Raw genomic sequence first — 17,980 nt, 5'->3', positions numbered from 1 at the left:
ATGAGCTGGTTAGACAAGATCGTACCCTCCATGGGTCGCATCCAGCGTAAAGACCGTCGCGCTAGCGTGCCCGACGGCCTCTGGCGTAAATGTCCCAAGTGCGAAGCGGTTCTCTACCTCCCTGAGCTAGAGAAACATAACAGCGTCTGTCCCAAGTGCGATCACCATCTGCGCTTGACGGCACGCAAACGCTTGGACTGGTTCTTGGATAAAGCAGAACGCGAAGAGATCGCGGCGGAAATCGAACCCAATGATCGGTTGAAGTTTCGCGACTCTAAAAAATACAAAGACCGCCTGACTGCGGCGCAAAAAGATACTGGCGAGAAAGATGCGCTGGTCGCTATGCGCGGTGAGTTGGATGGTCTTCCGGTCGTTGCCGTTGCCTTTGAGTTCACCTTTATGGGCGGCTCAATGGGGGCAGTGGTCGGCGAGAAATTTGTTCGCGCCGCTACCGTGGCGCTGGAAGAGAACATCCCGCTAGTGTGCTTTGCCGCCTCCGGTGGGGCACGTATGCAGGAAGCGCTCTTCTCGTTGATGCAGATGGCTAAAACATCCGCCGCGCTTGAAAAGCTCAAACAAGCGGGTGTGCCGTATATTTCTGTGCTTACGGATCCGGTCTTTGGCGGTGTTTCAGCCTCACTAGCCATGTTGGGTGACTTGAATATTGCCGAACCCAATGCCTTGATTGGTTTTGCAGGCCCCAGGGTCATCGAGCAAACGGTGCGTGAAACCTTGCCAGAAGGGTTCCAGCGCAGCGAGTTTCTGCTTGAGCACGGTACCGTCGACATGATCGTTCATCGTCATGAAATGCGTGCCCGCGTGGGTAGTGTGCTGCGTAAGTTAACCCACCACGACGCAACGCCGGTGAGTTCGACCAATCCTGATGATGCTGAGGTCGTTGAGCCTATCGTTGAGGAAGATAGCTTGGCGGAAACCGCTGACGTAACGTTCGAGAAAGTTGAGGCGCCTAAGAAGGACACCGCTTTCGTTAAGAGTGATGACCATTCGCGCAATGCCTGACTCTCTGCAGACACCTTCTTTGCCGCTCTACTCTTTGCAACAGTGGCTCCAGCATTTGGAAACGCTGCATCCGGTAGGGATTGATATGGGCCTGGAGCGGGTCTCGCAGGTGGCTAAACGGATGGGGCTGCTTTCAAGCCCCATCGCCCCCCGCGTTATTACGGTAGCAGGCACCAACGGCAAGGGCTCAACCCTTGCCATGATTGATAGCGTTGCCCGTGCCCATGGTTGGCGAGTGGGTACCTACACTTCTCCCCATTTATTGCGCTACAACGAGCGCGTTAAAATCGATGATCAGGAAGCCGACGACCAACTGCTGGTGCAAGGCTTTGAGCGGGTTGAGCAGGCACGATTGCAGGGCAGTGAAATCAGCCTGACCTATTTTGAAGCGGGGACACTGTGCGGACTGTGGTGCTTGGCCAATGCAAAGCTTGATCTTGCGGTGCTAGAAGTGGGGCTGGGTGGTCGCCTTGATGCAGTCAATATTATTGATGCGGATGTGGCCATTGTTACCACTATTGCTCAGGATCACGCTAACTTTTTAGGCACCGATTTAGCCCAGATTGGGCGTGAAAAAGCCGGTATTTTTCGTGCCAATCGTCCCGCCGTGCTAGGTAGCCAAACGTTACCTTCCAGTGTCGCTGAATGTGCTCAGGTGCTGGCGGCGCCTATGTTTTGTTTGGGCCAGCAATTTGCCCATCAGACGATGGCTTCTGAGCCTTCGCAATGGCGCTGGCAGGGGCAGCATCCGGATGGTCAACGCATTGTTATTGACGAGCTTCCCGAGCCGGGGCTGCCTATCGATAACGCCGCCACTGCTTTGCAGGCGCTTGTGCTTGCAGGGCTTGGGTTGGAAGCGGCGCGCGTGCAAGCTGCGTTGAGTTCTGTGCAGTTGCCGGGGCGGCTGCAATGGATTGGGCCTTGGTGCCTGGATGTAGGTCATAATCCTCATGCTGCCGAGTATGTCGTTCGCCATTTGCCGCAACCTCCGGAAGGTGGTCGGCAGTGGGGCCTTATTGGCATGTTGAATGATAAGGATATTGACGGTGTCATACAGACGTTAGCGTCTCGCATTAGTGATTGGGTGTGCGTGTCGTTGAGCGGAGAGCGAGGTTGCCAGGCAAGCGAGTTGTCGCAACGTATTATAGCTCAGGGAGGGCGGGTGCATTTTAGTGCTGATTCGCCGCAAGCAGGCGTCGATTGGCTCGCTAACATGTTAACGCCCAATGATCGTGTCTTGGCCACCGGGTCGTTCTTTACAGTAGCGGCACTGTTAGCTCGGCCACTGCCAACAGGCGCTGCGTCGCTTGATGGAGACGGAAATGAAATACGGTAAAACGGAACGCATTAGCGGTATTGTGATTCTGCTCGCGCTACTGGCGATCTTTGTGCCGTGGCTAATGAGTGACCCCGCACCAAGGGAAGAACGTCCCCAGCCGAACTTTGTGATCGAGCAGCCCGTTGAAGTGGAGCGCCGTGACGTTCCTGCACCGGAAAGGCCTTCAACCATCGGCGAGCCGTCTCTATCGTCAGCGCCCCGTAATGAAGAGGGCGATGTGCCTATTGACGTCGATCCGAGGTTGCCGGAAACCGATCAAATTACTGCTGCTAATCAGTCGCCCTCGAGTCCCGAGGCGGCGGGATCCAGTGAACCGGATGAAGAGCCGGCGACCTCCGATAGCGACCCTATTGCTGACCTGATTGCCAGCAATAGTGGCAGCGGTCAAAACAGCAGTGAAGGCTCTTCACAGGGCTCTTCACAACGTTCATCGCAAAGCTCCTCATCTAGCTCATCCACCCCCTCAGCAAGTGCTCAGGGAGAGTGGGCGGTGCAAGTCGGCAGCTTTGGAGAGCCCGGTAATGCGCAGCGCCTTAGCGAGCAGCTTTCGGGTGAAGGGTTTACTGTTTATCAGCGTGAGCGCGATAACAATATGACCACTGTCTTTGTGGGCCCTTATGCCACTTCTGAGGAGGGGGAGTCTGCCATGTCCTCGATTAAAGAGCGGGCCAATGTGCAGGGCCTGCTTGTTCGGGTAAGAGACTAAACGATGGCATTAACCTGGATTGATGCGGTGTTCTTGGCCGTGCTGGCGCTATCAATGCTAGCCGGATTCGTCCGGGGATTTGTTCGCGAGGCATTGGGGTTGGCCGCCTGGGTCGTTGCCTTAATGGTTGCCCGAGTCCTCGCCGAACCGGTGGCCGAACTGATGAGCGGGTTTATCGATAGCTTTGATGCCCGCCTAGTGCTCGCTTTTATACTGGTGATCTTTGCCGTTATTTTGCTTTGCGGCATAGTCATTCGCTTGGTGCATGCGGCGATTGAGTGGGTAGGCATGGGGCTTTTGAACCGTGTGGCGGGGGCCGCTTTTGGTGTTGCTCGTGGGGCGGTTATTTTGCTTATTGCTACCGTGCTGATTACCCTCACACCGCTGGCTGAACTGCAGGCGTGGCAACAAGCCGAGCTGCGACCGACCTTTATTCAACTGCGCGATTGGGCGGTGAGCCAGTTAGAACAGTGGGATCGTGAGCTGCCTGAGGCGCCATCGTCGCTGCGCGACATCTCTCTACCTGAACTGCGTCTGCCTAGTGCGACGGAGCGTGAGGTTATCCCGGCAGGTGATTGACCTGCTACTGAAGTCGATTCTACGAACGTTCGGGCTTTCTTAGGTATGTGACTTAGGTAAGCCATGGCATTAAGCGAGGTAACGTGAATGTGCGGTATAGTGGGCCTTCTGGGCAAGCAGGCGGTAAATCAGGGAATCTACGATGCCCTGACCGTACTTCAGCATCGTGGCCAGGACGCTGCCGGCATGATGACATGGAGCGAGGGACGCTTCCTACTGCGCAAGAGTAACGGCTTGGTACGTGATGTATTTCACACCCGTCATATGGCCCGCCTAAAAGGTAACCTAGGCATTGGTCACGTGCGTTACCCGACGGCAGGCTCTTCAAGTGAAGCTGAGTCACAGCCGTTCTATGTTAACTCTCCTTACGGCATTGCGCTGGCGCATAACGGTAACCTGACCAACTCTGAGCAGTTGAAGCAGGAGCTGTTCTCTACCGATCTGCGTCACATCAACACCAGCTCCGATTCTGAAGTGCTGCTTAACGTCTTCGCTCACGAGCTGGGCAAGCAGGGTTTGCACCTGGAAGCGGAAGATATCTTCGACGCCGTGCGTCGTGTTCACCGTCGCTGCAAGGGTGGTTATGCCGCTGTCGCGATTATTAATGGCTTTGGCATGGTGGCATTTCGTGACCCCTTCGGTATTCGCCCCGTGGTGTTTGGTACCCGCGAAGAGGAGAACGGGCAGGCGGTGATGATCGCCTCCGAATCCGTCGCCTTGGATGTGGGCGGTTTTGAACTGGAGCGTGACCTATCGCCTGGTGAAGCCATCTTTGTCGACATCGAAGGCAATATTCACACCCAGGTATGTGCTGACCGCCCCGAGCTACGTTCGTGTATCTTTGAGCACGTTTATCTAGCGCGTCCCGATTCACTGTTGGACGGCGCCTATGTTTACGGCACCCGTATGCAGATGGGTCGCAAGCTGGGGGATCGCATTCTCAACGAGTGGCCGGATCACGATATCGACGTGGTCATCCCGATCCCTGATACGTCGCGTACCTCCGCCCTTGAAATGGCGCAGCACCTCGGGGTGACCTACCGCGAAGGGTTCATGAAGAACCGCTATATTGGCCGTACCTTTATTATGCCGGGGCAAACTCAGCGTAAAAAATCGGTACGCCAAAAGCTCAATGCGATAGACGTTGAGTTTAAAGGCAAAAACGTTTTGTTGGTGGACGACTCCATTGTGCGCGGCACGACCTGTAAGCAGATCATTCAAATGGCCCGCGATGCCGGGGCACGCAAGGTCTATTTTGCCTCGGCGGCGCCCCCGGTACGTTTCCCCAACGTGTATGGCATCGATATGCCTGCAGCGTCTGAGCTGATTGCTCATGGCCGCAGCGAAGAGGAAGTAGGGGATTTGATTGGCGCTGACCGTATCTTCTATCAAAACCTAGAGGATCTAAAAGCGGCCTGCCGCGAAGTGAACCCGGAAATGGAAGAGTTTGATTGCTCGGTGTTTGACGGCAATTACGTGACTGGTGATATCGACGACGCCTACCTGGCCGCCTTGGAAGCTAGCCGTAATGATTCCGCCAAGGATCAAAGTGCCGGTGATCATGCCCTGGTCGATATGCACAATCAGGACGATGACCTGGACGATTAGGAGAGAAGTCTTATGCATGATGATAATCATCAGGAAGACGGTCACCAGGATGAGTGGTCATTAGAGACGCTGGCTATCCGTGCGGGCCATCAGCGTACCTTCGAGCAGGAACACTCGGAGCCTATTTTTCCGACCTCAAGCTTTGTCTACGAAAGCGCTGCAGAAGCGGCGCGTAAATTTGGTGGGCAGGAGCCGGGCAACGTCTACTCGCGCTTTACCAACCCGACAGTGCATACCTTTGAGCGCCGCCTGGCGGCCCTTGAAGGTGGCGAGCGTTGTGTGGCCACCAGCTCGGGTATGTCCGCTATTCTCTCCACTGCGCTGGCACTGCTTTCCGCAGGGGACGAGATTGTGGCCTCCCGGTCGCTATTTGGCTCGACGGTTAGTCTGTTCGATAAGTATCTAGGTAAGCTGGGTATTACCACGCGCTATGTGGAACTTTCCAGCGTTGCTGCCTGGGAAGCGGCGATTACTCCCAAAACGCGGCTACTGTTTGCCGAAACGCCCTCAAATCCACTGTCAGAAATTGCCGATATTTCGGCCCTGTCTGCGTTGGCAAAACGTCACGATGCGCTACTGGCGATAGATAACTGCTTCCTTACCCCGGCACTTCAGCAGCCCTTGGCGTTAGGTGCTGACTTGGTTATTCACTCAGCGACCAAGTATTTGGACGGCCAAGGCCGTGCAGTTGGTGGTGCCGTGGTAGGTAGTCATGCGCTGCTTGAGGAAGTGTTCGGCGTGGTGCGCACCTGCGGGCCTTGCTTGAGCCCCTTCAATGCGTGGATTTTTACCAAGGGCCTGGAAACCTTGTCGCTGCGTATGAAAGCTCACTGTGAAAACGCCTTGACCCTGGCGCGTTGGCTGGATGCCCACCCGGCGGTTAAGCATGTGTTTTATAGCGGCCTGGAGAATCATCCTCAGCACGCTTTGGCTAAACAGCAGCAGAAAGGGTTTGGCGCGGTGCTGGGTTTTGAAGTGAAAGGAGGACAAGAGGGTGCGTGGCAGGTGATCGATGCAACCCGAATGCTTTCGATAACAGGGAATTTGGGTGACGTTAAATCCACTATTACTCATCCGGCCACTACTACCCATGGGCGTTTGTCTGATGCTCAGAAAGAAGCGGCGGGTATTGCGCCAGGGCTGATCCGCGTGGCGGTAGGGCTTGAGAGTCAGCAGGATATCCAGCGCGATCTTGCTCGTGGACTGGATGTTCTGGCTGGCTAGTTGATGTTAAGCAATCCTACACAGTCACGAAAACCCACCTTTGAAGGTGGGTTTTTCGTACTTTTGAAACCTAATGGGTCATATGCTGTGCAAACAAAGCCCCCTTATTTGTTTCAAGAAGCGTTGCGGTGAGGCAGGTCTGACAGCGCAACCTGATCTTCATTGCTGGAAGAGTGATTGATGTGAGAGCTCGGAGCAACAACGGTGTTGTTCTTTGCATCGCCGTTGACCAAAGGCAAATCAGCTGGTGTCAGGTGCACGCTGTCAGTGCTGTAATTCGCTGAAGAGCTAGGCTGAATAATCTGGTTAAGCTCGCCAGATCCCTGTTCAGCTAGAACGGCAGTAGAAGTCAATGTCATGGCAATAGCGGTGATAAGGGTCATTTTTTTCATGATTGGCGCTCTCTAATAGAAAGTTTATGTACCGTTTTTCGGTCATTGCTGGATGTCCTTTAGGACATGCATTAATAGTAAGCGTGCAAACAAAATTATAAAATTGGTTATATTTGCTTTTTTTGTTCGATTTTATAGAATGGATTGGCTTTGTCTTTTTAGAAAGACGAACTGCGTAAAAATTGTTACCTGGTTATTCAATGGTTTTTACGAATGAAATATCCTGCTTTTTTCAGCGGTTTTTATTAGCTTCTAGCGGTAAGGTTCTGGGCGTGGACGAATAGCGTAATCCAAGATCTGATAAGCGCGTTGGCTAAGTTGAAGCAGCCATAGATAAAATGAGGAATAGCACAATGTGGCGTAACAGTCGCAACGGTTGGGGATTGATTAGTATTCTGTTTCATTGGCTAAGCGCGCTGGCCATTATTGGTCTGTTTGCACTGGGCTGGTGGATGACTGACCTGGGCTATTATGACCCTTGGTATAATCAAGGGCCGTGGGTACACCGCTCGATTGGCATCTTGCTATTGTTTGCTACCTTTGCGCGTTTGGTATGGCGCTTCGTACAGCCGACGCCCTACGCCGAGGGGAGTCGATTAGAAACTATTGCTGCCCATCTCGGTCATATTGCGCTCTATGTGCTTCTAATAGTCGTTATGGTGAGCGGTTATTTAATTTCTACTGCTGATGGACGTGGTATTAGTGTGTTTGGTTGGTTTGAGGTGCCGGCGTTGCTATATGACTTGCCCAATCAGGCAAGCCAGGCGGGCACCGTACACTGGTACAGCGCCCTGGCGTTGATGATCCTGGCAGCGGGCCACGCCCTTGCTGCTGTTAAGCACCATTGGTTAGGTCGGCATAAAACCTTGGTACGCATGTTAAACCCAGCGCATAGCCAAGCTGGCAATTAAAACGCACCAAGTTAATGACGTTGTCTGTATACACGTTTTTCTAAACACTGCGGGTAAGATAATTGACTGCCCGCGGTGCCTATTAAGTAAAGCAAGGAGCAATTCAATATGTTCAAGAAGACAGCATTTGCATCCGCGATCGCCGCTGTAGCGCTGGTACCTTTGAGCCAAGCGCAGGCAGCTGATTATCAGATTGATACCGAAGGTCAGCACGCTTTTGTCCAGTTTAAAATTTCACATCTGGGCTTCTCCTACATTCTCGGCAGCTTTGAAGAGTTCGATGGTCAGTTTGCCTATGATCCTGAAGATCTCGACGCGTCTTCTGCTGAAATCGAAGTGCAGGTTGATAGCCTGACCAGCAATCACGCCGAGCGTGATCGCCATATCTTGAGCGAAGATTTCCTTAATGCCGGTGAGTTCCCTACCGCCACATTTAGCTCCACAGGCTTTGAATCAACGGGTGAAAATGAAGGCGTCTTGACTGGTGATCTGACCCTGCATGGCGAAACCCAAGAGATTGAAATGCCGGTTACACTGATGGGTGAGGGTGATGACCCTTGGGGTAACTACCGTGCTGGTTTCGAAGGCAGCACTACGCTGACGTTGAGTGATTACGGAATCGACATGAGCGATTTTCCAGAATCCATGCATGAGCTTGAGCTGTACGTCACGTTTGAAGGTATTCGTCAGTAAAGAGTACTTTTAGTTAAGCGCCATCACTCCGCGAGGGGTGGTGGCGTTTTTGCGTTTAAGGCGAATAAAAGGAGAGTTGGCTTGGCAATTGTGATGCAGCAACGCGAGTTGGCGATAACCCTATGGCGGCAAACCTGGCCAATGGCCATCGGGGTGTTGGCGCTATTGGGTTTTCAACTTGTTGATAGCGCCTTTATTGCCCGTTTGGGTACCGCACAGCTAGCGGCGCAGTCGTTCACCTTTCCGCTGTCATTTCTGATTATCGGCATTCAAGTGGGTATGGGTATCGCCATTGCGGCACTTATTTCCCGGGCGCTCGGCGCAGGGGAAGGGGAGCGAGCGAGGCGCTTGAGCAGCCTGGTATTAATGGCAGGTGGCGGAGTGATTGGTCTGTTGGCGTTTGCCTTGTGGGTGTTCCATGTGCCCGTTTTTCAGCTCCTTGGCGCCGATGAAACGACGCTTTCCTATATCCATATTTACTGGGGGCCGCAACTGTTGTCCGCCTGGCTGGGAGCACTGCTCTATTTCAGCTACAGCATTTTCCGTGCCCATGGCGATACCCGTTTACCAGGTAAAATGATGGTTCTCAGTAGTGTTGTGAACCTGGTGCTCGATCCACTACTGATTTTTGGTGTCGGCGATTGGGAGGGTTGGGGATTGCCCGGTGCTGCCTGGGCAACTGCAATTGCCTTCTCAGTGGGTCTGTTGGTCACTACACGTAAACTGCTCAAACGCCAGTGGGCATCGCAGCAAGGCCTATGGCTAGAGGCGAGGCAGTCGTGGCGACCGTTTACTGGCATTGCCGCCCCTGCGATGGTCAGCCAACTGATGCCGCCCTTGGCTGCGATGCTGGCAATCTCAGTGGTGGCGGGTCTGGGTGAAAGTGAAGTAGCGGCCTGGGGGTTGGCGAGCCGTTTGGAAACGCTTTCCCTGATGGTTATTCTGGCTATGACCATGTCGCTACCGCCGTGGTTAGGACGCTGCTATGGTGCCGGAGATTGGGGGCAAATTCAGCAGCTTATGCGTTTGGCGGTAAAGGTCGCGCTGGTTTGGCAGCTTAGTCTGGGCGTGCTACTGGCCCTGGGGGCTCCCTGGCTAGCCATGGCCTTAGCAGGCAATCCAGAGGTACAAAACGAGCTGACCCTGCTGATTCGCTTTCTGCTGCCAAGCTACGCAGCGCTGGGCGTTTGTATGTTAGTGGTTTCGGCGGGCAATGCTCTAGGTTGGCCGCTGCGAGCGATGCTGCTATCCAGCGCACGGCTGTTTATCTGCTATTTGCCCTGCCTGTGGTTAGGTTCACAGTTCTTCGGTTGGTGGGGGCTGGCGGCGGGCGCCGCCGTAGGCAACCTGCTGGCAGGCTTGATGGCGTGGCAAGTCATGCGGCGCATTCTTTCCCGCCCGCATCGGCAGGCGGGATTCGTTAATTAACGCAGGCGCCCAGCTTCCTGAAAGGAGAAGTAGATAAACAGCAGCGCCATCCCTAAGTAGCCCATCACGAACTCTGGGGCAGCATTGAATGACAGTTCGGGGGCGTGCATCAGCCCAACGAAGGAAAAGCCCGCGGCAATGGCAGCGAAGGCGGCCGCGCGTCGGAACTGGTGATCAATCACCGATACCGTCATAGCGCCCAACAGAATGGCCATAAACATAGCCCCTTGGCCCATCACCACAATGGCACTGGATATATCGGTGACGACCTCACCAGCCCCGCGGTTAAAGCGCGTCATCACGTAGTTGGCGAAGTAGGGTAGCATGGCCAACGCCACGGCAGGATAGTAGCGTGTGTCGTTGGACTGAAACGCGGTGGCAATCATCGACATACCGACAAAGACCAAAATCGGTGCGACCACTGAAACGGGAATGATTGCGGCTAGGGCAGCGATTAAGCCGAACATGGTAGCCAGCGCATATACCGCGCCGTTGAGAAGGCTGTAGCCCCGGCCTGCGCCCATCCACTTGGCCCCTACGGTGGCAATATAGACCGTGGTAGGAAAGACGCCGCCAAACAGCGCGCCAATCATGGTGCCTGCGCCATCAACCGCCTGACACTCCCGCACATCGTACTTATCGCCTGCGGCCTCCATCGCCTCGACGTTGTTCATCGTCTCAATGGCGTTATAGAGCGTAATCGGCAGCACCACGGTGAGTACCGCCAGCATACTGGTCAGCAGTAATCCCAGCCCTTCAAACCAGGATAGGTTGGGAAGTAATGGATAAAAGCCCAAGTGCGTGAACGCATCGCTAAAGCGCTCGGTGCCGGCGTCGCCAATCAAATAGGCCATGGTGGTGCCGACGATAATGGCGAATAGTGAGGTGGGGAGTTTAAACGGCATACTCACTCGTGCGACCAGCCCAACAATAATGATCGCTAGCACCAGTAAACCAATAATCGGCATTTCCAGCGTTTTGAACAGCATTTCACCGGCGATAAACGTCAGTGCGACACCCGCAACGGCGCCCAGCATGGCAGCGCGCGGTAGGTGGTACTGCACCCAGCGGCCAATTATGCTGATTGCGGCTTCGATGGCGCCGCTGATAAAGCAGGCGGCGACGGCTACTTTCCAGGCCATTTCTGCATCACCGGTGAGCTGTTTGGCGGGTAGCAGTACGCCGAATAGAAATACAAACATAACCGGCGTTGAGATACCGTAAGAGAGCGCCGTTACATCGGCACGGTTCTCTTTGCGGGCCAGTCTTGCCGCGCTCCAGGCATAGTAGAAATTACCGACCATTACCGCTACTGCCGCGCCTGGCAGCACCTGCCCATAGACAATGGAAGAGGGGAATCCCATGCCCAGCATGGTGATGGCAATAATGACAAAGTTGGCAATATTGTTTTGGAACAGGGCGAAGAACGCGTCGGTGTCTTCTTTTTTGTACCAGGGGTAGTGGGTGCTGGCAGCCGCCATGTTAGGCCTCTTGATTATGGTGTGTTGTATACAAGGCAACGCTGAGTGTGCCGAAGTGTTGACTAATCGGTCAAGTATTCAGCACACAAAAACGCCCAGGTAGGCCTGGGCGTTTGTAGTGCGGCAATGCTTGCTAGCTAGTCGTTGACAGCGGCAATCGCTTTGGCCAGGTAGGGCAGGTTCTCATGGGAGAAGCCCGCTACGTTAGCGCGACCCGAGCGTACCATGTAGATGCCAAACTCATCGCGCAACCGATCTACCTGTTCCGGCGTTAAGCCTGTGTAGGAGAACATACCGCGCTGTTCAGCTACGCAGGCGTACTTCTCGTCCAGGCCATAGGGTTTCAGTGCTTCAACGAAATCGCGACGCAGAGTATTGATACGGTCACGCATTTCGGTGAGCTCTTCACGCCATAGCGCAGTCAGCTCAGGGTCGTGGAGAATCTCGCTGACGATAGCGCCGCCGTGTGCAGGCGGGTTTGAGTAGTTTTCCCGTGCCACGATCGCGACCTGTGAGCGAATGTTGTCCATCTGCTCGCTGTCTTTTGCCACCATGATCAAGCAGCCGGTACGCTCACAATAAATACCGAAGTTCTTGGAGCAGGAGCTGGTGATGATCGCTTCGTCGAGGTTTTCCGCCAGTAAGCGAACGCCGTAAGCATCCTCGTCCAGCCCTTCGCCAAAGCCCTGATAGGCAAAGTCGATCAGCGGCAGCAGCTTGCGCTCACGGACGATCTCTAATACTTCCTGCCACTGGTCGTGGGAAAGGTCAAACCCGGTCGGGTTATGGCAGCAGGCGTGGAGTACGACTACATCGCCTTCTGGAATGCTTTTTAGCGCTGTACGCATACCGTCGAAGTCGAGACGGTTGTCGGGGTCAACGTAGGGGTACTTGTGCAGCTCAATACCCGCGGCGGTAAAAATACCGTGGTGGTTGGGCCATGTTGGGTCGCTTACCCAGATACCTTTGCCCGGCAACTGAGTGGAAATGAAGTCGGCTGCTAGGCGCAGGGCGCCGGTGCCGCCAGGCGACTGGGTAGCGCTGGCACGGTTGGCTTTGAGTACCGGTGACTCAGCACCGAAAACCATGGGAAGTACTACTTCACCATAGCTGGGCGCGCCGTGAGAACCGATATAGGTTTTCGTCGTTTCATTCTTGAGCAGGCGAGCTTCTGCTTCCTTAACGGCGCGCATTACCGGCGTATTGCCTTGGGTATCGCGGTAAACACCAACACCTAAATCCACCTTTTGCGGATTGGTATCTTTCTTGAAAGCTTCGATCAGCCCGAGAATGGCATCTCCTGGGACTCGCTCAATATGCTCAAACATTTATTCGGCTACCTCGTCGGTTCTGGCGGCAAGAATGAAGTCATTAAGATGCAGGCCTTTAATAGCGTGAGACCACCACGTGACGGTGGCTTTGCCCCACTCGGTCACGATAACGGGGTGATGGCCAGCCTGCTCTGCAATATCGCCAACGCCTTGGGTAAATGCCAATGCGCTGGCAAAGTCACGGAATTTAAAACTTCGCGACAGCTTCATGATGCCATCGTGCTCGACAATCTGCCACTGGCTGAGGCTTTTTAGCCGCTCTTGGGCTTCATCTTTACTTAAAGGTTGAGCATCTTTGCTGCACGGTTCACAAATGGCGTCGGCTAGCCTTGTCATTGTTTGGCTCCTGCAATTGAGTATGCTTTATCAGCGTAGATGGCAAACGCAGTCACGACCAACGTCTTTGGCGCTATACAGCGCCTGGTCGGCCCGCTCGATCAGACTCGTGAGGGGTTCGCCACAGCGATATTCGGCAACCCCAATACTCAGCGTCACTTGGCCTGGCCCCATACCGAAGTCGCGTACACTGATAGCCTGGCGTAAGCGGTCGGCAAGTGCATGGCATTGCTGCAGCGGAGTAAGCGGCAGCACGACCATAAACTCTTCTCCTCCCAACCGAGCCACCATGTCTTCGCAACGCAGCAGCGACTGGGCGTAGGTTGCCAACTGTTTAAGCACATCATCCCCGTGCAGATGTCCCCAGCGATCATTAAGCCGCTTAAAGTGATCAATATCGATCATCATGATGGAGAGCGGTGTGCCGTGGCGGGCGCTAAGCGATGCAACATGGGTTAAGTGCATCATGAGCTTGCGCCGATTGGGGAGTTGAGTCAGGGGGTCTGTATCGCATAGTTTGCGCAGCCGCTGCTCTTCGCTGACTTGATCGCTAATATCCATCATTATGCCGTTCCACTGCACGCCATCGACGACGGGCTTTGGTTTGGCGCTAACCGCAATCCAGTGTGGTTTGTCTTGTGGAAACGGTAGCCTAAAGCGTGTGGTGAGAGGCAACATCCAGCGGGCTGAGCGTTCGATAGCGGACATTATCTTGGGGTGGTCGTTGCCGGTCAGTTGCTCAACTAGCTGCCCTGCATTTTCGGCGAGCAGTTCCCGGTCAATATGTTTGAGAGCCACGCCGCCGCCCTCCAAGTAGGGGAACCGCATATGGCCATTGCGCGCGCGATGAAACTGAAAGATAACGCCTGGTATGTGGGGTACGAGGTGGTCTGCACTGACTCGCTCTGGTGCGTCTATATCATTCACGGGCATGCGTGAATCTCCAAACATATGCCAATTTAAATTCGATCGTGAAGATTAGCCCTAAATACGTAATCAGGATGTAAGCCATTGCAGACAAAATGGCTATTATCTATATTTTTTTAGAATATATATGTTCTATTTATATATATTCGATTGCATTATAAGCAATAGACAAGGTGTTATTGGCATTTAGTGGTAAAATTAATTACTTTTTTGCATATTAAAAAACTTTTTTATTCCTGGGGTGGATTCTTGGAAGCAGGACGAGAGCAAACGGCTCAGCCATACGGCTTGGTAAGTCTAGTGGGCGCGGGCCCTGGCGACCCGGAGTTATTGACGCTAAAAGCGTATAAGCGACTGCAGTCCGCTGAAGTGGTGCTGTACGACCGCTTGGTTAGCGGTGAAATAGTCGCCTTTATACCGCCACAGGCGCAGCGATTTTATGTGGGTAAAGCACGCTCTCTGCACAGCGTCCCTCAAGAGGGGATTAATCAAGCGCTTGTAAAGTGGGCTCAGCAGGGTAAGCGTGTCGTGCGCCTTAAAGGTGGTGATCCGTTTATTTTTGGCCGGGGCGGAGAGGAGCTTGAGGCGCTGGTGGCAGCACAAGTGAGCGTGGAAGTCATCCCAGGGGTGACGGCGGCATCAGGCTGCGCGGCGTATGCGGGCATTCCTTTGACCCATCGCGACCATGCCCAGTCGGTGCGTTTCATCACCGGGCATTTACAGCAGGGGGAGTGTGAGCTTGATTGGGATGCGTTAGCGCGGCCTGGGCAAACCTTGGTGTTTTATATGGGGCTGGGCACCGTAAAGGTGATCAGCCAGGCGCTGGTTAAGCATGGTTTAGCGCCAGACACACCGCTGGCGCTGATTGAACAGGGCACGACCCGCCGACAGCGTACCCACGTGGGGACGTTATCTGGATTACCAGATACTTTCTTGGCGGGCCACATTAAACCGCCTACGCTGCTAATAGTGGGCAGCGTAGTGTCACTGCATACCACACTGGATTGGTTTGATGCGCTGAGCGGAGAGGCCTCTGGTTTTCATGAGGGAAAGCATCCTCCTTCTGGCTAAAATAATAATCGTTCCTGCTTGTCTTGTAACGCAGTAGCAACATTTGTACACGATTTTGCAAACAGACTGGCTAGATACAGTGAGCTGTGTATGCTGAAGGGGGAGAGCATTCACGGTTAGCGCATTACCTATGTACTTGATCATCGCGCAACTGATTGTTGTTAGCTTGGACAAACGTTAGCTAAGACCATAGAGGAACGCATAATGTCGGAAGCAAACCACTCGGATCACCAGTCGCCTGCCAACAAGCCAGAACCGGCTAAAAAGTCGGACATGAAAACCCTCTTTCAAGATAACCGGGTAAAAGCGATTGCTGGTATCGCCGCCATTGCCGTTATCTGGGCCATTATGGCGCAGTCTAATGCAGGTTCTCGCCAGGATCGTGTCAATAGCTTAGAAGAGCAGCTCGCCAGCGCTGAGCAGGAAAATAGCCAAATGAGCCAGCGCATTAGCGAAATTGAGGAAGCTGAAACCAATTTAGCCGCGCTGCAAGAGGAGATGGCGTCCCTTGAGGCTCAACAGCAAGAGGCCAGCTCGTCGCTTGAGAGTGCCCAAGGCAATGTCAGCGATGTGCAGTCGCGTTTAGAAGAGCTTGAGTCCGAGCGCGATGCGCTGGAAGAAGAAATTGCCTCTCTTAATGAGCAGGTAGAGAGCGCTGAAAGCGAGATGACTGCGTTGCGCGAAGAGCGTGATCAAATCACCAGCACTCGGGATGAGGCGGAAAGTGCCCTCCAGCAAGTAGAAGAAGCGCGTTCTAGTGCTGAAGAAGCCCGCCAGGAGGCTGAGGCTGCCCGTCAGGAAGCGGAGCAGCAGCGTCAGCAAGCGATCGAAGAGCTGGGCAATACCGAAGATGAGTTGTCCTCGCTGGAAGATCAGATTAGCCAGTCAAATGAACAGCTAAGTGGCTTAGAAGAGGAAATTTCGAGTGTCCAGAGCGAGCTTGGTGAGCTAAAAAATGAGCGTGACTCACTCACCAGCGAACGCGATGAGCTGCAAAGTGATGTTGATTCGCTAACGGCGCTGCGCGAAGAAGAAGAGCAGAGCTTGAGTCAGGTGCGCAGTGAGCTGGATGACGTCATGGTTGCCCTGGATATTGGGCGTGAAGAAGTGGCCAGCGTTGAGAGTGATATCGAAAAGCGTGAAAGCCAGCTAGAGCGTTTAGAGAGCCAGTTAAGTGAATGGCGCGATGAGCTGTCGACGTTAGACAGCCGTTTGGCCGATGCAGAAGAGTCAGCGGGTGAGGCTGCATCATCTTCCCCGAGCAGCTCTTCTGATAGCTCGTCGAATGGGGGCTCGTCAGATGGGAACTCTTCAAGTGAGAGTGCCAATGACAGTGATGGTGGCAGTGAAGAGTCGCAGCAAAACGCTGGCTAATAAGTGGCGGGATAGTAATGCTGTAACGCACCTTTCGCGTTAGAAAAGTAAGGGCGGATGTCGGGGAACCGGCATCCGCCCACTTGTTGTTGGTTTATGATTTTGGCTGTGAGGCGTATCATTCACTCAACGTTAATTCAGTTATTAAGAGCTTAAAACGAGGAGTGCCATTGAATGGATGGGGTTAAACATATTATTGCAGTGGCATCGGGCAAGGGAGGCGTGGGAAAATCCACCGTCACCGTGAATTTGGCATTAGCGCTGGCAGCACAGGGCTATCGCGTGGGTGTCCTGGATGCGGATATCTATGGACCCAGCCAGGCACAAATGCTCGGTGTTAAAGAGGGTACGCGCCCCCAGGCGGCAAGTAATGACAAATTCCTTCCGCTCCAGGCCCATGGCATTCAGGCCATGTCGATGGCATTTATGGTCAATACCCGTGAGCCAATGGTGTGGCGCGGGCCGATGGTAGTGGGCGCGTTTCAGCAGATGCTGACGCAAACCCAATGGGATAATCTCGATTTTCTATTGATCGACATGCCCCCAGGTACTGGCGATATCCAACTGACCCTGGCCCAGAAAGTGCCGGTGGCAGGGGCGGTGATTGTGACCACCCCACAGGATATTGCGCTGTTAGATGCCCGTAAAGGGATCGAAATGTTCCGCAAGGTCAACGTGCCGGTGCTTGGCGTGGTGGAAAATATGAGCCTCTACCACTGCGAAAAGTGCGGACATGAAGCGGCTATTTTCGGCACAGGTGGTGGCGATAATATCGCCCAGGAGTACGATACCCAAGTACTTGGACGCCTGCCGCTGACGCTCTCCATCCGAGAGCTGACAGATTCGGGACGCCCGAGTGTGGTATCCGAACCTGACGGGGCGGTGAGTCAAACCTTTGCGACTATTGCCCAAAAAGTCGCTGAAGCGGTTAGCGCGAATCAAGGCGACGGCCCAACTATTTCCTTTAGTGAGTGATAACGACATAAATGAGTATCAAATCTGATAATTGGATTCGTCGCATGGCCAAAAGCGACGCGATGATTGAGCCGTTTGAAGCCGAGCAAGTGCGCTACGTGAACGAACAGCGCGTGATTTCCTACGGCACCTCAAGCTACGGTTACGATGTGCGCTGCTCAGACGAATTCAAAGTCTTCACCAATATTCACTCAGCGATTGTTGATCCCAAAGCGTTTGACGCGAACAGCTTCGTCGATATTAAAGGCGATGTCTGTATTATTCCGCCGAACTCTTTTGCGCTGGCGCGCACGGTGGAGTATTTCCGTATTCCCCGTAACGTGCTGACTATTTGCCTGGGGAAATCCACCTACGCGCGCTGCGGCATTATTGTCAACGTGACGCCGCTGGAGCCCGAGTGGGAGGGCCACGTTACGCTGGAATTCTCTAACACCACCAACCTGCCGGCAAAAATCTACGCTCATGAGGGCGTCGCCCAGATGTTGTTCTTAGAGTCCGACGAAGTATGCGAAACCTCGTATAAAGACCGGGGCGGAAAGTATATGGGGCAGCGTGGGGTAACCTTGCCGCGTACCTAGTTATACG

The 17,980-nt window shown here is 53.9% G+C and carries 18 protein-coding genes; 13 read left to right on the top strand and 5 right to left on the bottom strand.

All coding sequences use genetic code 11. The features are described 5' to 3' along the window. From accD to YERSI8AC_RS13155, 6 genes are all read left to right on the top strand, one after another. Positions 1-1,020, top strand: a complete 1,020-nt coding sequence (gene accD / locus YERSI8AC_RS13180; protein WP_022523221.1) for an acetyl-CoA carboxylase, carboxyltransferase subunit beta — start codon at positions 1-3, stop codon at positions 1,018-1,020. Then, positions 998-2,356, top strand: a complete 1,359-nt coding sequence (folC, locus tag YERSI8AC_RS13175; RefSeq protein WP_022523222.1) for a bifunctional tetrahydrofolate synthase/dihydrofolate synthase — start codon at positions 998-1,000, stop codon at positions 2,354-2,356. Before accD ends, folC begins: the two co-directional genes overlap by 23 nt. Further along, positions 2,343-3,065 carry an SPOR domain-containing protein gene (locus YERSI8AC_RS13170; RefSeq protein WP_027957478.1) on the top strand — a complete coding sequence of 241 codons (723 nt, stop codon included), beginning with the start codon at positions 2,343-2,345 and terminating at the stop codon, positions 3,063-3,065. The genes folC and YERSI8AC_RS13170 overlap by 14 nt, the downstream gene beginning before the upstream one ends. Positions 3,066-3,068: 3 nt before the next feature. Further along, a complete protein-coding gene (locus YERSI8AC_RS13165; RefSeq protein ID WP_159176858.1) occupies positions 3,069-3,644 on the top strand; it encodes a CvpA family protein in 576 nt (191 codons plus the stop codon). Positions 3,645-3,731: 87 nt separating this feature from the next. After that, positions 3,732-5,252 carry an amidophosphoribosyltransferase gene (gene purF, locus YERSI8AC_RS13160; protein ID WP_009286952.1) on the top strand — a complete coding sequence of 507 codons (1,521 nt, stop codon included), beginning with the start codon at positions 3,732-3,734 and terminating at the stop codon, positions 5,250-5,252. 12 nt (positions 5,253-5,264) lie between these two features. Beyond that, on the top strand, positions 5,265-6,476 hold the full coding sequence (locus tag YERSI8AC_RS13155; protein WP_022523224.1) for an O-succinylhomoserine sulfhydrylase: 1,212 nt from the start codon (positions 5,265-5,267) through the stop codon (positions 6,474-6,476). Positions 6,477-6,589: 113 nt separating this feature from the next. On the opposite strand, the gene YERSI8AC_RS13150 is transcribed toward YERSI8AC_RS13155, so the two are convergent. Then, positions 6,590-6,868 carry a hypothetical protein gene (locus tag YERSI8AC_RS13150; protein WP_022523225.1) on the bottom strand — a complete coding sequence of 93 codons (279 nt, stop codon included), beginning with the start codon at positions 6,866-6,868 and terminating at the stop codon, positions 6,590-6,592. A gap of 353 nt (positions 6,869-7,221) precedes the next feature. On the opposite strand from YERSI8AC_RS13150, the gene YERSI8AC_RS13145 reads away from it, so the two are divergent. From YERSI8AC_RS13145 to YERSI8AC_RS13135, 3 genes are all read left to right on the top strand, one after another. Beyond that, entirely contained in the window at positions 7,222-7,779 is a 558-nt protein-coding gene (locus tag YERSI8AC_RS13145; protein ID WP_022523226.1) for a cytochrome b, read from the top strand. Positions 7,780-7,887: 108 nt separating this feature from the next. Then, positions 7,888-8,472, top strand: coding sequence for a YceI family protein (locus YERSI8AC_RS13140; RefSeq protein ID WP_022523227.1), 585 nt, complete (start codon positions 7,888-7,890; stop codon positions 8,470-8,472). A gap of 93 nt (positions 8,473-8,565) precedes the next feature. Beyond that, positions 8,566-9,900 (top strand): MATE family efflux transporter, encoded by a 1,335-nt coding sequence (locus YERSI8AC_RS13135; protein WP_039859217.1) that lies wholly within the window; start codon positions 8,566-8,568, stop codon positions 9,898-9,900. Here YERSI8AC_RS13135 and YERSI8AC_RS13130 read toward each other — a convergent pair. From YERSI8AC_RS13130 to YERSI8AC_RS13115, 4 genes are all read right to left on the bottom strand, one after another. Next, positions 9,897-11,381, bottom strand: a complete 1,485-nt coding sequence (locus tag YERSI8AC_RS13130) for a hypothetical protein (protein WP_022523229.1) — start codon at positions 11,379-11,381, stop codon at positions 9,897-9,899. The two genes, YERSI8AC_RS13135 and YERSI8AC_RS13130, sit on opposite strands and share 4 nt — an antisense overlap. A 137-nt stretch (positions 11,382-11,518) precedes the next feature. Further along, positions 11,519-12,709, bottom strand: a complete 1,191-nt coding sequence (locus YERSI8AC_RS13125; RefSeq protein WP_009286948.1) for an amino acid aminotransferase — start codon at positions 12,707-12,709, stop codon at positions 11,519-11,521. Continuing rightward, positions 12,710-13,048, bottom strand: a complete 339-nt coding sequence (locus YERSI8AC_RS13120; protein ID WP_022523230.1) for a 4a-hydroxytetrahydrobiopterin dehydratase — start codon at positions 13,046-13,048, stop codon at positions 12,710-12,712. 30 nt (positions 13,049-13,078) lie between these two features. Further along, positions 13,079-13,981 (bottom strand): GGDEF domain-containing protein, encoded by a 903-nt coding sequence (locus YERSI8AC_RS13115; RefSeq protein WP_022523231.1) that lies wholly within the window; start codon positions 13,979-13,981, stop codon positions 13,079-13,081. Between the two features lie 243 nt (positions 13,982-14,224). Here YERSI8AC_RS13115 and cobA point away from each other — a divergent pair, with 243 nt between their 5' ends. The 4 genes from cobA (at position 14,225) to dcd (ending at position 17,973) form a co-directional block, all read left to right on the top strand. Then, entirely contained in the window at positions 14,225-15,046 is an 822-nt protein-coding gene (cobA, locus tag YERSI8AC_RS13110) for a uroporphyrinogen-III C-methyltransferase (protein WP_051430467.1), read from the top strand. A gap of 204 nt (positions 15,047-15,250) precedes the next feature. Beyond that, positions 15,251-16,420, top strand: coding sequence for a hypothetical protein (locus YERSI8AC_RS13105; protein WP_027957472.1), 1,170 nt, complete (start codon positions 15,251-15,253; stop codon positions 16,418-16,420). Positions 16,421-16,594: 174 nt separating this feature from the next. Continuing rightward, positions 16,595-17,395, top strand: a complete 801-nt coding sequence (gene apbC, locus YERSI8AC_RS13100; RefSeq protein WP_009286945.1) for an iron-sulfur cluster carrier protein ApbC — start codon at positions 16,595-16,597, stop codon at positions 17,393-17,395. Positions 17,396-17,406: 11 nt separating this feature from the next. Beyond that, the gene (gene dcd / locus YERSI8AC_RS13095) at positions 17,407-17,973 is read left to right on the top strand and encodes a dCTP deaminase (RefSeq protein ID WP_009286944.1); all 567 of its coding nucleotides are present in this window, start codon (positions 17,407-17,409) and stop codon (positions 17,971-17,973) included. Positions 17,974-17,980 lie beyond the last annotated feature (7 nt).

It is taken from the genome of Halomonas sp. 113 (assembly GCF_904067645.1).
Classification (GTDB): Bacteria; Pseudomonadota; Gammaproteobacteria; order Pseudomonadales; family Halomonadaceae; genus Vreelandella; species Vreelandella titanicae.
The sequence above is the reverse complement of the archived record's forward strand: the minus strand, read 5'-3'. Positions and strand labels throughout refer to the sequence as shown.

Coding starts and splice junctions, on each gene's coding strand:
- YERSI8AC_RS13170 (WP_027957478.1), top strand. CDS start 2,343: ATGAAATACGGTAAAACGGAACGCATTAGCGGTATTGTGATTCTGCTC.
- accD (WP_022523221.1), top strand. CDS start 1: ATGAGCTGGTTAGACAAGATCGTACCCTCCATGGGTCGCATCCAGCGT.
- YERSI8AC_RS13155 (WP_022523224.1), top strand. CDS start 5,265: ATGCATGATGATAATCATCAGGAAGACGGTCACCAGGATGAGTGGTCA.
- dcd (WP_009286944.1), top strand. CDS start 17,407: ATGAGTATCAAATCTGATAATTGGATTCGTCGCATGGCCAAAAGCGAC.
- YERSI8AC_RS13125 (WP_009286948.1), bottom strand. CDS start 12,709: ATGTTTGAGCATATTGAGCGAGTCCCAGGAGATGCCATTCTCGGGCTG.
- YERSI8AC_RS13105 (WP_027957472.1), top strand. CDS start 15,251: ATGTCGGAAGCAAACCACTCGGATCACCAGTCGCCTGCCAACAAGCCA.
- YERSI8AC_RS13135 (WP_039859217.1), top strand. CDS start 8,566: ATGCAGCAACGCGAGTTGGCGATAACCCTATGGCGGCAAACCTGGCCA.
- YERSI8AC_RS13140 (WP_022523227.1), top strand. CDS start 7,888: ATGTTCAAGAAGACAGCATTTGCATCCGCGATCGCCGCTGTAGCGCTG.
- purF (WP_009286952.1), top strand. CDS start 3,732: ATGTGCGGTATAGTGGGCCTTCTGGGCAAGCAGGCGGTAAATCAGGGA.
- YERSI8AC_RS13145 (WP_022523226.1), top strand. CDS start 7,222: ATGTGGCGTAACAGTCGCAACGGTTGGGGATTGATTAGTATTCTGTTT.
- apbC (WP_009286945.1), top strand. CDS start 16,595: ATGGATGGGGTTAAACATATTATTGCAGTGGCATCGGGCAAGGGAGGC.
- YERSI8AC_RS13150 (WP_022523225.1), bottom strand. CDS start 6,868: ATGAAAAAAATGACCCTTATCACCGCTATTGCCATGACATTGACTTCT.
- folC (WP_022523222.1), top strand. CDS start 998: ATGACCATTCGCGCAATGCCTGACTCTCTGCAGACACCTTCTTTGCCG.
- YERSI8AC_RS13120 (WP_022523230.1), bottom strand. CDS start 13,048: ATGACAAGGCTAGCCGACGCCATTTGTGAACCGTGCAGCAAAGATGCT.
- YERSI8AC_RS13115 (WP_022523231.1), bottom strand. CDS start 13,981: ATGCCCGTGAATGATATAGACGCACCAGAGCGAGTCAGTGCAGACCAC.
- YERSI8AC_RS13130 (WP_022523229.1), bottom strand. CDS start 11,381: ATGGCGGCTGCCAGCACCCACTACCCCTGGTACAAAAAAGAAGACACC.
- YERSI8AC_RS13165 (WP_159176858.1), top strand. CDS start 3,069: ATGGCATTAACCTGGATTGATGCGGTGTTCTTGGCCGTGCTGGCGCTA.